Origin of the sequence: Snodgrassella alvi (assembly GCF_002777855.1) — a bacterium.
Classification (GTDB): Bacteria; Pseudomonadota; Gammaproteobacteria; order Burkholderiales; family Neisseriaceae; genus Snodgrassella; species Snodgrassella alvi_E.
Window position 1 is genome coordinate 35,407 of record NZ_MEIK01000034.1, and the last position, 12,240, is coordinate 47,646.

At 43.4% G+C, this 12,240-nt stretch carries 10 protein-coding genes; all 10 read left to right on the plus strand.

What is annotated here, in order from left to right:
- The first annotated feature begins 1 nt into the window (after position 1).
- The 10 genes from BHC43_RS05980 (at position 2) to BHC43_RS06030 (ending at position 11,273) form a co-directional block, all read left to right on the plus strand.
- Positions 2-634, plus strand: coding sequence for a deoxynucleoside kinase (locus tag BHC43_RS05980; RefSeq protein WP_100139891.1), 633 nt, complete (start codon positions 2-4; stop codon positions 632-634).
- A gap of 574 nt (positions 635-1,208) precedes the next feature.
- Complete coding sequence (panB, locus tag BHC43_RS05990; protein WP_100140224.1) at positions 1,209-2,000, plus strand: 3-methyl-2-oxobutanoate hydroxymethyltransferase; 792 nt, start codon at positions 1,209-1,211, stop codon at positions 1,998-2,000.
- 173 nt (positions 2,001-2,173) lie between these two features.
- Entirely contained in the window at positions 2,174-2,998 is an 825-nt protein-coding gene (gene thiD / locus BHC43_RS05995; protein WP_100156804.1) for a bifunctional hydroxymethylpyrimidine kinase/phosphomethylpyrimidine kinase, read from the plus strand.
- 85 nt (positions 2,999-3,083) lie between these two features.
- On the plus strand, positions 3,084-3,743 hold the full coding sequence (gene ung / locus BHC43_RS06000; protein ID WP_100156805.1) for a uracil-DNA glycosylase: 660 nt from the start codon (positions 3,084-3,086) through the stop codon (positions 3,741-3,743).
- Between the two features lie 85 nt (positions 3,744-3,828).
- Positions 3,829-5,829: a DNA helicase Rep gene (rep, locus tag BHC43_RS06005; protein WP_180297436.1), complete on the plus strand. Its 2,001-nt coding sequence runs from the start codon at positions 3,829-3,831 to the stop codon at positions 5,827-5,829.
- Positions 5,830-5,925: 96 nt separating this feature from the next.
- Positions 5,926-6,408: an FKBP-type peptidyl-prolyl cis-trans isomerase gene (locus BHC43_RS06010; RefSeq protein ID WP_100139894.1), complete on the plus strand. Its 483-nt coding sequence runs from the start codon at positions 5,926-5,928 to the stop codon at positions 6,406-6,408.
- A 175-nt stretch (positions 6,409-6,583) separates the two neighbouring features.
- Entirely contained in the window at positions 6,584-9,313 is a 2,730-nt protein-coding gene (glnE, locus tag BHC43_RS06015; RefSeq protein WP_373885634.1) for a bifunctional [glutamate--ammonia ligase]-adenylyl-L-tyrosine phosphorylase/[glutamate--ammonia-ligase] adenylyltransferase, read from the plus strand.
- Positions 9,314-9,454: 141 nt separating this feature from the next.
- Positions 9,455-10,123 (plus strand): DnaA regulatory inactivator Hda, encoded by a 669-nt coding sequence (gene hda, locus BHC43_RS06020; protein WP_100139895.1) that lies wholly within the window; start codon positions 9,455-9,457, stop codon positions 10,121-10,123.
- Positions 10,120-10,785 (plus strand): HAD family hydrolase, encoded by a 666-nt coding sequence (locus BHC43_RS06025; protein ID WP_100156807.1) that lies wholly within the window; start codon positions 10,120-10,122, stop codon positions 10,783-10,785. The genes hda and BHC43_RS06025 overlap by 4 nt, the downstream gene beginning before the upstream one ends.
- Positions 10,786-10,796: 11 nt before the next feature.
- Positions 10,797-11,273, plus strand: coding sequence for a GNAT family N-acetyltransferase (locus BHC43_RS06030; protein ID WP_100139897.1), 477 nt, complete (start codon positions 10,797-10,799; stop codon positions 11,271-11,273).
- Positions 11,274-12,240 lie beyond the last annotated feature (967 nt).

Below are 12,240 nucleotides of genomic sequence, written 5' to 3' on the forward strand. Positions count from 1 at the left end.
TATGGATTATCGCTACATTGTCGTAGAAGGATCTATTGGCAGTGGCAAATCAGCTTTGAGCCGTCGTCTGGCACAGTATTTTGATGCTTTACTGTTATCAGAGATACCTGAAAGCAATCCGTTTTTAGAAAAATTCTATCTAAATGCTGCCAATCACGGGCTGGCTACAGAGATGCATTTTCTGATGCGCCGTTGTGAAGCCATCAATGTTATCTATGCTGAAGATGAACGGCGTTCACGTATTGTTGCTGATTTTCTGCTGGAGAAAGACCAGATATATGTACCGATAATTCTGCGTGAAGAAGAGCAGACGTTGTATTGGCAAATCAAGCAAAAGGTGATGCCTAAATTCCCGGTACCGGATTTAGTGATTTATCTGGAAGCGGATGATGAATTGCTGGACAAGCGTCTGCGCCAGCGTGAGGATGGTATGATTAATTTGTTTCCTGCTGGTTATTTACAGCAGATTCATGCTGAATATCGCCGTTTTTTCCATTTATACCAGCATGCTCCATTACTAATTGCCAATACCAATGAGCTGGATTTTCTGGGTAATGAAGATCATTTTGAGTTGTTGCTTAATACCATTGCTAATATGCAGGGAAGTCGTAATTATTTGAATTTAAGCGAATAACTGATGTGTTTTGCTGTTGAGTGAAGCTGAATATTTTTTTGCGTAAGAAAGTTATTTTCAGCCGTTTTTTCTGTAGTAATTTTGCTATTTAAGTGTGCAGCGCAGTTTAATCGGGGTAAAAAAATATCAATGCCATTATGATGTTTGTTTGATATTTTTTGCATACTGATGCATGTGTTATTCAGTTTGGAAACTGTACTTTTTGGTAGAAAAAAGTACAGTTTTTGTTTATTGGATTGAAAATCAGTATACGCATTCACACAATTTGCATGGTTTGGATTTAAGCGTAAAAAAAATGCTGCTTAGCGTGATTGCTGGATAAGCAGATACGGGTTATTAGTCATGTCGGGGGCAAGCGTACGCATCATCGTGCCGGTTAAATTTATCTTTAGCAAAATATTTGTTAATCTGCTCGGGTATAAAGGTTGTCTGTGGTATTTTGCCGCACAATCAATTTGGCCGCTTGTTTGTCAATTTTACTGATTGATGAATTTGTTGTTTCCTTGCAGAAACAGACTGTGTATAACTACCGGCCGTGTTTTCTAATAAATATCATTATTCGATTTATCAATTTATGCATACCATTCACACTTTAAAAAAAATGAAAGCCGCAGGCGAAAAAATCGCTATGCTAACTTGTTACGATGCCAGTTTTGCTCGTCTGATGAGCGATGCTGGGGTTGACGTACTGCTGATTGGTGATTCCTTGGGTATGGCCGTGCAGGGACAAGCCTCAACTATTCCGGTTAGTGTTGACGATATTTGTTATCACACTGCGGCTGTGGCGCGAGGCAATCAGCAGGCGCTGATACTGGCAGATCTGCCATTTGGTGCTTATCAACAAAGTAAAGAGCAGGCTTTTGCGGCAGCAGTTCGGCTGATGGTGGCCGGAGCACACATGGTAAAACTGGAAGGTGGAGAATGGATCGCTGAAACCACGCATTTTTTACAGCAACGCGGTATTCCTGTGTGTGCACATATCGGCCTGACTCCGCAATCAGTACATACGCTTGGCGGTTATAAAGTTCAGGGTCGTGGTGAAGCTGCGGCACAATTGCTAGCCGATGCTCAGGCACATGCACAAGCCGGAGCGGATATGGTGCTGATGGAGTGTGTGCCAGTTGCTCTGGCAGCAAAAGTAACCGCATCTGTAAGCTGTCCAACCATAGGTATTGGTGCCGGTGTCGATTGTGACGGTCAGGTACTGGTGATGCATGATATGCTGGGAATTTATCCAGGTAAAACAGCAAAATTTGTGAAGAATTTCATGCACAATCAAACCAGTATTCAGGCTGCTGTAAGAGCCTATGTACAGGAAGTTAAAGCTAAGATTTTTCCTGATGCGGAACACAGTTTTACTGACTGATTGTTTGAATTAAATTTCTGTTTTTAATTGCAAATATTCTATTTCTGGCGGTTTTTCCCTTTACAAACCAGGTTGTTTAAACTGATTGGTTTATTTGTATGGACTTGTTTTTTTTGCAGGATGTATATATAAATTAAATCCTTGACTAATAAAAATTATTTTGGGAGTTGCTTATGGCCTTGGCCAAGCCTTACCCTCGTGCATTGACTATTGCCGGTTCGGATTCCGGCGGTGGTGCAGGTATACAAGCGGATTTAAAAACTTTTGCCGCACTCGGTGCCTACGGTACAAGTGTCATTACTGCAATAACAGCACAGAATACTTTTGGTGTGCAAAAGGTCATGGTGGTAACACCGGATATGATTGAGGCACAATGTTCGGCTGTGATGTCGGATATCCGTATTGATGCGCTCAAAATCGGTATGCTTGCGGATATTGAAAGTATACGTGTCGTTGCAGAGTCTTTGCAGCAATTTCATCTGCCTTTTACCGTATTAGATCCGGTAATGGTAGCCACCTCTGGTTCGGCACTTTCTATAGAAAATACCGTGCAAGCTATGAAGCAAATGCTCATGCCGCTTGCCGATATACTTACTCCTAATTTGTTTGAGCTGTCGTTGCTGACTCAGAAAACGATGGCTACTTCAAATGAAGAAATGCTGGAACAGGGGCAAATTCTGCTGGATGAAGGTTGTCAGGCTGTACTGGTCAAAGGCGGGCATCTCAGTGAAGATGAAGAAGCCATAGACTGGTTGCTGGAAAAGGATTGCGAACCAGTTTGCTTTAAAAGTCTGCGTATTAAAACATCTCATACACATGGTACTGGATGCACGCTTTCAGCAGCAATTGCCGCTTTACGTCCACAGCATGAAACTCTAGCTAATACAGTAGCTGTGGCTAAATGCTATGTGCATGGCGCCATTGAGGCTGGACAGCATTGGCATTTAGGACACGGTTATGGTCCTCTGGCTCATTTCTGGCGTTTCAAGCATGATTAGTGGTTTTATCTGTATGCTAAAATTGGCTGCATGAGTGTGTATCAGGGTAAAGCAGAAATTATCCTAATCATATAGGGGAGAACATATGCAGACATGGCATCAGGCAATTGGTGCAGAAAAACAGCAACCATATTTTCAGCATATTCTGGAAACTGTCCGTGCCGAAAGAATGGCCGGTAAAATTATTTATCCGCCTGCACAAGATGTGTTTAATGCATTTAAGGCTACTGAGTTTGCACAGGTAAAAGTGGTGATTCTAGGGCAAGATCCTTACCATGGTCCGCAACAGGCTCATGGCCTATCTTTCTCAGTACGGCAGGGGATTGCTATTCCGCCATCTTTGGTTAATATCTACAAAGAATTAGCAGAGGATATTTCTGGTTTTTGTATACCACAGCATGGCTATCTGCAACATTGGGCAGAACAAGGTGTATTGCTGCTCAATACAGTTTTAACCGTGCGCGCTGGTCAGGCTCATTCTCATGCTGAGCTGGGCTGGGAAACATTTACTGACCATGTGATTGCTGCACTAAATGCAGAACGTCAGAACGTTGTTTTTATGCTTTGGGGTAGTCATGCACAAAAAAAAGGAGCGATGATAAATCGCCAAAAACATCTGGTACTGACAGCGCCCCATCCTTCCCCTTTATCTGCCTACCGTGGTTTTTTTGGTTGTAAACATTTTTCCAAAGCCAATGCTTATCTGCAACAGCACGGTATGGCGCCGATCGATTGGCAAATTTAAGTTTACTATCCGGTTCACAGATGTCAGGATTAGCTGTTATCAGGCAGATGTCTCATCTATTGTGCCGGAAAGTATCTAGTAAATCATGTTGAATCTTAATCCACAACAACATCAGGCTATCCATTATTTGGATGGGCCGTTACTGGTACTTGCTGGTGCTGGCAGCGGTAAAACGCGTGTGATTACTGAGAAAATTGCCTATCTAATTAAGCAGGCTGGTTATCCACCGCATCAGATTGCCGCGATTACGTTTACGAATAAAGCCGCTCGGGAAATGCAAGAGCGTGTAGGGCATTTGTTGCACAAATCGCAGACCAGCGGTTTAAACATCAGCACATTTCATTCATTGGGCATGCGTTTTCTGCGCGAAGAAGCGACCGCAGCTGGTTATAAAAAACAGTTTTCTATTCTCGACAGTGCCGATGCAGGCAAAATTATCAGCGAGTTGCTGGGTAGCAGTGGCCGTGAAATGGTATTTAAGGCACAACACCAAATTTCATTATGGAAAAACAGCCTGTTGTCACCAGAAGCTATTATTCGGCAGGCAGATGATAGCTGGACGCATCAGATAGGGCAGCTGTACGCTTCTTATCAGGATACTCTAATAAGTTATCAGGCAGTTGATTTTGATGATTTAATCCGCATTCCGGTTGAGCTGCTGCAATCAGATGCAGACATCCGCTATAAGTGGCAGCTGCGCCTGCGTTATTTGCTGGTGGATGAATGTCAAGATACCAATACTTGCCAGTATGCGCTAATGCGTTTGCTTACAGGAGCGGAAGGAAAATTTACTGCTGTAGGCGATGATGACCAGAGCATTTATGCTTGGCGTGGTGCCAATATGGAAAATCTGCGTCTGTTGCAGCAGGATTATCCAGGTTTAAAAATCATCAAGCTGGAGCAAAATTATCGCTCTACTGCGCGTATTCTGCGCGTGGCCAACCAAGTAATCGCCCATAATCCTAAATTATTCGCCAAAACTTTATGGAGTGAATATGGGCTTGGCGATATGATTGATGTGATTGCCTGTAAAAACGAAACCCATGAAGCCGATTTGGTGGTTAGCCGCATTGCGCACCAGAAACTGGTAGGCGGAGATGCGGTGCATTATCGCGATTTTGCCATCCTGTACAGGGGTAATCATCAGGCACGAGTATTTGAAGAAGCTTTGCGCAGCAGACGGATTCCTTACCGTCTTTCTGGTGGGCAGAGTTTTTTTGACAAAGCTGAAATTAAGGATGTGCTCGCTTATGTGCGCTTACTCGCCAACCCCGATGATGATCCGGCTTTTTTACGCGCGGTGACTACTCCGCGGCGTGGAGTGGGCGAAACGACACTGGCAAAGCTAAACAATTATGCCAAAGTGGCGCAATGCAGCCTGTACGAGGCGGCGCGCAGTATGAGTGCTTTGGCAGAACTATCTGCCAAGAGTCGTGAGCCTTTACAGCAGTTTATGGCAATGCTTGCGGATTATCAAATACGCGCACGTACTGAAGCAGCTGGCAACTTGCTACACAATCTGTTGTCCGATATTGCTTATGAAGCACATCTACTCAACACAGAAGAAGGGCGTGCAGGTGAAATCAAGTGGCGTAATGTACAGGATTTGCTCGGCTGGATTAGTAAAAAAGGCGAGGAAGACGGTAGAAATATACTTGAAATAGCCCAGACCATTGCCCTGATGACCTTGCTGGATGGTAAGGAAGACGAAGATGCGGATATGGTGAGTATGTCCACACTGCATGCTTCGAAAGGATTGGAATACCCATATGTGTTTCTGGTTGGTTGTGAAGAAGGTGTTTTTCCGCATGCGGATAGCGTGGAGGAAGGCAATATCGATGAAGAGCGCCGGCTGATGTATGTTGGTATTACCCGTGCCCGTCAAACGCTCACGCTGACCCATTGTCATAAGCGCAAACGTGCCGGAACGTGGGAATTTCATGAACCCAGCCGTTTCATAGATGAAATGCCGGCAGATGATATACGTTTGCTTGGGCGCAAAGGTAGTGAACCCATTGTCAGTCACTCGGAAGGCAAAAGTATATTGGCCGGAATGATGGCGCGACTGGACAGTCTGCAATCCTGATGGTGCCTTAACATCAGCAGCATGTGATGTTGCCGGTTCCATGTTAAACTACATCCTGTTTGCTGCTCGTGCAGTTTATTGATTATGGAAAAAATTATGAAAATCGCCAAAAACTCTGTAGTGACGCTGGATTATGAAATGTTTGATGCAGATAACCAGCTGATAGATAAAACGGAAGAACCTATCAGCTATCTGCATGGTGGTTATGATGGTATTTTCCCGTTGGTGGAAGAACAGTTGCACGATAAAGCAGTTGGCGATGTAGTAGATGTTACATTGTCTCCGGATGATGCTTTTGGCGAGCAGGAGGAAGACCTGATTCGCATCGAACCACTGGATGTGTTTCCGGTGGAAGTAGAAGTGGGCATGATGTTCGAAGCTGACGATCCAGAAACTGGTGAAGTGATGGTATACCGTATCACTGATGTGGCTGATGGTAAAGCCGTAGTGGATGGTAATCATCCTTTAGCCGGCCAGCGCATTCGCTTTAAAGCAACTGTAAAAGACATCCGTCCAGCTACTGCAGAAGAGCTGGAACATGGCCATGTACATGGTGCCCACGACCACCATCATCACTAATAAATTACATCAATACGATTGTAACTGAATCTGTATAAAGAAAAGGGAATATTCATTATGATATGAATATTCCCTTTATTAGTATTTAATGGGTGATGCCAACAGTATTGTACGGATGAGCCATTGTTAATTATCTGAAAGTTGTCAGTTCACAGTATTTAGGTCTGGCGGTATCATGCTCACACACAACTGTTACCAATTCAACAGCAACATGACACCTGCACACATTCTCGCCACAGCCCGTCCATATTCATTGTTTCTCAGTCGTCTGCTAGATAACCATTTGCTCGACCAGAACAAACTTTTTCCATGGCTGGAAAGACGCCTGAAGTTGGAAGATTTTCACGGTTTTGCCAACTGGTCACAATTGCAGGCTGGTGAAAATGAGGCTGAGTTGAAACGCCAGTTGCGCCTGCTGCGCCGCTATGTAATTGCACATATCATGGCGCGCGATCTGGCACGGGTGAGTGATTTACAGGAAGTCACCACCACCATAACTCATCTAGCTGATTTCACCATCAATATCGCTGAACAGTATGCACATGCTTATTATGCTGGACTATATGGCGAACCAATTGGTGCCCACAGCAATACATTTCAGCGGCTGAGTATAGTGGGCATGGGCAAGATGGGTGGATATGAACTGAATGTTTCCTCTGATATAGATTTAATTTTTGTTTTTCCGGAAGCTGGTGACACCAACGGTAAACGCCAGAAAAGCAATCAGGAATTTTTCACCAAAGTTGGCCAGAAAATCATATCGCTACTGAATGATATCACTGGTGATGGGCAGGTTTTCCGCGTAGATATGCGCTTGCGTCCAGATGGTGATGCTGGTGCATTGGTAATAAATGAAACCGCACTGGAACAATATCTGATACAGCAAGGACGCGAATGGGAGCGCTATGCATGGACTAAGGCCCGATTAGTAACCGATTATCCGAATCATATCGCTGCACTTGTAAGGCCGTTTGTGTACCGTAAATATCTGGATTTCAATGCTTACGATGCTATGCGCAATCTGCATCAACAAATTCAGCGTGAAGTGACCCGCAAAGGCATGGCGGACAATATCAAACTGGGTGCCGGTGGCATTCGTGAAGTGGAATTTATTGCCCAGATTTTCCAGTTGATACGCGGCGGTCAGATACGCAGCCTGCAACTAAAAGGCACACAGGAAACCCTGCATGCTTTGCAGGAACAAGGCATGCTGTCAGCAGAAAATGTTGATATCTTGCTACAGGCTTACCATTTTCTGAGAGATACCGAACACCGCTTACAATATTGGGATGATCAGCAAACGCAGATGCTGCCGGCCGGCACTGAGCAACAACAAATGCTAGCGAAAAGTATGGGCTATGCCGATTACGAGCACTACCTTTTTGCATTGAATCAGCACCGTTGTGCTGTTAACCAGATTTTCAATGCCATTTTCACTGAGCCGGACGATAAGGCTAAAGCACAAAATCCTGATATGGTTCGCGTCTGGCAGGTTGACAGTGATAGCGAAGAAAAAACTTCTTTACTAACAGCACATGGCTTTAATGCTCAAAATGTAATTCAGCGTCTGCAACAACTACATCATGGTAGCCAGTACCGGCAGCTATCGTCATCTGCGCAACAGCGTTTTGATGACATGATTCCGTCTGTACTAAGCGTAGCAGCCAGATATCCGCAACCAGATACTACATTAACCCGATTGCTTGATTTTGTAGAAACCATTGCTCGGCGCAGTTCATATTTGGCCTTTATGCATGAGCATCCGGAAGCTTTAGATAAACTGGCCGGACTCATGAGTCAAAGCAGCTGGGTTGCTACATACTTACAGCGGCATCCGGTATTATTGGACGAACTGCTTAGCAATGAACTAATGCGCAAGGATACTGATTGGACAGTACATGCGCAGGAGCTGACAAATTTGTTGGATGATTGCCATGATGATGTTGAGGCGCAGATGGATGTTCTGCGCCGGTTTCAGCATGCATGGACTTTTCGTCTGGCGGTACAGGATTTGGCCGGTTTGTGGACAGTAGAAGGGTTGTCAGATCAGCTTTCTGCACTGGCAGACTTAATTATACATAATGCACTGAATAGAGTATGGGCGCAATTACCACGACGTCACACTGAAACCCCGCATTTTGCTGTGATTGGTTATGGCAAACTGGGGGGTAAAGAATTAGGTTATACCTCAGATTTGGATTTGGTTTATGTATTTGATGATAACCATCCCGATGCCATTGATACGTATACTCGTCTGGCTCGTCGTCTCACCAGCTGGTTAACAGTACCAACCGGTGCAGGTACCCTTTACGATATTGATTTACGGCTGCGCCCGAATGGCGATTCAGGTTTTACTGTTACCCATATACAGGCATTCGAACGCTATGAACGTGAAAGTGCATGGACTTGGGAGCATCAGGCCCTAACCCGAGCCCGCTTCATTGGTGGCGACAGCAACGTGGGCATACGATTTGATGGGGTACGTAGCGAAATATTATGCCGCAAACGTGATACCGTCCCTTTGCGCAACGAAATCATCGCCATGCGCGAAAAAATGTTTCCTACACATCCACCCGTAGATACAAATGTAAAATATGCCCGCGGCGGAGTAGTGGATGTGGAATTTATCGTGCAGTATCTGATACTGGCACATGCGCATCAGTATCCGCAATTGCTAAACAATTACGGTAATATTGCCTTGCTCAGCATCGCTGCCGAATTGGGGCTAGTTGACAGCTGTATGGCGGAAGGCAGTCGTATGGCTTATCGGTATTATCGTCAGCAACAGCACAACACTCGTTTGCGCGACGCTGTCAACACCAACATAGACGCCACTTTGCTCGCCAATTATCATGTCGTAAAGCAGCTTTGGACACAAGTATTTGGAGTAAAGCCAAAAGAATAATGTCATCTTTTTTGCCATGGGCAAGTGCAAACGTAAAATCCTTATTCCTCAGTAGCATTACTCCAATGTGCTGCTTGAAAGAAACAAAGCAGACAGCGTACAATCAAAGGCCGCACTACCTTTTCAAACTGGTCTAACGTAGTGAACCAACTGATATTTGACTTTGATGATCGCAGCTATCCCGGATTTGACAAATTTCTCGGCCATACCAACGCTGAACTGATTTATGTTTTACAGCAGCAGGCAGATCCGTTTATCTTTGTTTGGGGCGAAGCCGGTAGCGGTAAAAGCCATTTACTAAAAGCATGGGTAGCGCAGGCGCAATCGCGCGGTCTGAAAGCCGAATATGTTGACGCTGCGAGCGAAGGACTTGGTTATTGGCTGTTTGACCTCGATTGCGTTGCTGTGGATCAGATTGAATTACTTAGCCCTGCCGAGCAGCAGCAGCTTTTTTCTTTATTCAACCACTTTCGCAATACCCGTCAGGGCAATCTGCTTTTAAGCTCTGCCATCCCCCCCCAGCAGCTTATGATTCGCGAAGATTTACGTACCCGTATGGCTTTTTGTTTGGTATATGAAATCAAACCATTAAGCGACGAAGAGAAATTTAACGCATTGGTAGGCATGGCACGGGCTCGGCAAATACCGGTGGATGCTGAAGTTATCCGTTACTTGTTGGCTCACTGGCGCCGCGATTTGGACAGTCTATTGCTAATGCTTAATACCTTAAATGATTATTCACTTGCGCAGGGGCGGCGCATCACTCTTACCTTACTGCGGCAGTTACTTAAACAACAGGAACATGCATGAATCTGGCTATTTTTGACCTTGACCATACTCTGATTAATTGTGATTCGGATAACGAATGGCCGAAGTACCTGATGCAGAAAGGACTGGTCGACAAAGCGTTTGTTGACATGAAAAACAATAAATTCTATCAGGATTACCTAAATGGCTGTCTTGATATAGATGAATTCCTGCAATTCCAGCTCGCACCGCTGGCACGATTTACCCGTGCCGAACTGGACAGCATGCATAGCGAATACATGCGTGACTTTATCGTACCGCATATTTCCACCATGGCAAAAATGTTGGTACAGGGGCATCGTGATGCTGGAGATGAAATGTTGCTATTATCGGCTACCAATGAGTTTATTATCGCCCCGATTGCAAAAACATTTGGTATTCAGAATATTATCGGCGTACAGTTAGAAACAGATGCAGCAGGTAACTATACCGGACGCTACGTAGGTACCCCCAGCTTTAAAGAAGGCAAAGTTATCCGTCTGCAACAATGGTTGGCACAACGAGGGCAACAACTGAGCGATTTTACCAAAGTTTATTTTTACAGCGATTCACATAACGATTTACCACTCCTGCAACAAGTAACTGACCCAGTAGCTGTCAATCCTGATGAAAAATTAGCACAGTATGCCCACCGCCATGGCTGGCCGATACTCAATTTCATATAAAAGGATGCATCATGAATATCGCAGAAAATGTGCAAATTGTTGATTACAGTGACCGCTATCATTCTGCTTTTCGTGATTTGAATGCAGCGTGGATAGCTAAATATTTCGAAATGGAAGACAGTGATTATCAGCTACTGGATAATCCCAGACAAGCCATCCTCGACAAAGGCGGCCACATATTGGTGGCACTGGAAAACGGCAAACCAGTAGGCGTATGTGCCCTGATAAAGCAGCATGGTGACCCATATGATTATGAGCTAGCCAAATTAGCAGTGGCTCCAGAGGCACAGGGCAAACATATTGGCAGACATTTGATAGAGGCAATCATTGCCAAAGCCAGAGAAGAGGGCGCAAAAAAACTTTATGTAGAAAGCCATACTAGCCTGAAACCGGCCATCCATCTTTATCAGCAAGCCGGATTTAAAGAAATTACCAACCTTCACAGCACATTCAACAGAGTCAACATCCAGATGGAACTGAATCTGTAATCCATTAAATTTTCCATATATAGTAAAATCTGTGAGTCTGCTTGTTAGATTCACAGATTTTTTGAACCAAAACCTAATTTTGAGCTGATGTAGGCACTAAAAGGTGATTGTCATTAGAGCATTGCCTGATTTCATTTATCCAACAGCATAATCTGTAAATTAAAGCATTAGACTGTCAGCATATTTTCAAAAATATACACGTTGTGGACATAATAACGTTATTCTAAAACCGTTAATTATATAAATTTAATATCAATTGTATAACCACCTGACTTCCTTCTCCTAAGTAACAATGCTAAATCATTCTGCCTAAATAAACCTTTTTTATAATCTCAGGTATATCAGAATTGAAGATGACTGCGACAGGTAAAATATTGATTAAACGTAAAGGCTATTTATTAATCCAGAAAATGAATCACGAAGTTTTATCTCAATCAAAAGTTTCGAATAAAATGCCTGATTTTTAACAGCATAGTAACTTCCATAAGACAGGCTGGCTAAAATACCATATGTAAATCAATAAAATATTTTAAATGGCCAAATTAAATAGATTTCAATAAAGTATCCAAAGACAAACAGATACCACAAAAAATAAAATTTATGCTTTTATTATAGTGGTTTATAGCATCTTTTGATTGATTGCAGAAAAATACTGCCATCCAATACAAGATTGCGATTATATTTTGAGGAACCAAATTCGCATTTGAGTATGGTTTTATAATCATGCAAATCGCATAATGATAAGTTGAGATTTCTTTATACACATTAGGTTATGAAAGTCAGCTATAAAAAATTAAAAAGCAATAAATATAATTTTTTAAAAGTAAATAAATATTTGGTAGAGTAGGGCTAATTTATTAACATAAAGCTAAATTTTCTATATATGCTCTATTCCATATATGGCTATTATAAAAATGCCAATGCAGGGGAAAAAGCTGATATTTCTACTAGATGGTAATTGATTATA

Coding starts and splice junctions, on each gene's coding strand:
- BHC43_RS05980 (WP_100139891.1), top strand. CDS start 2: ATGGATTATCGCTACATTGTCGTAGAAGGATCTATTGGCAGTGGCAAA.
- glnE (WP_373885634.1), top strand. CDS start 6,584: ATGCTCACACACAACTGTTACCAATTCAACAGCAACATGACACCTGCA.
- thiD (WP_100156804.1), top strand. CDS start 2,174: ATGGCCTTGGCCAAGCCTTACCCTCGTGCATTGACTATTGCCGGTTCG.
- BHC43_RS06025 (WP_100156807.1), top strand. CDS start 10,120: ATGAATCTGGCTATTTTTGACCTTGACCATACTCTGATTAATTGTGAT.
- BHC43_RS06010 (WP_100139894.1), top strand. CDS start 5,926: ATGAAAATCGCCAAAAACTCTGTAGTGACGCTGGATTATGAAATGTTT.
- BHC43_RS06030 (WP_100139897.1), top strand. CDS start 10,797: ATGAATATCGCAGAAAATGTGCAAATTGTTGATTACAGTGACCGCTAT.
- ung (WP_100156805.1), top strand. CDS start 3,084: ATGCAGACATGGCATCAGGCAATTGGTGCAGAAAAACAGCAACCATAT.
- panB (WP_100140224.1), top strand. CDS start 1,209: ATGCATACCATTCACACTTTAAAAAAAATGAAAGCCGCAGGCGAAAAA.
- rep (WP_180297436.1), top strand. CDS start 3,829: ATGTTGAATCTTAATCCACAACAACATCAGGCTATCCATTATTTGGAT.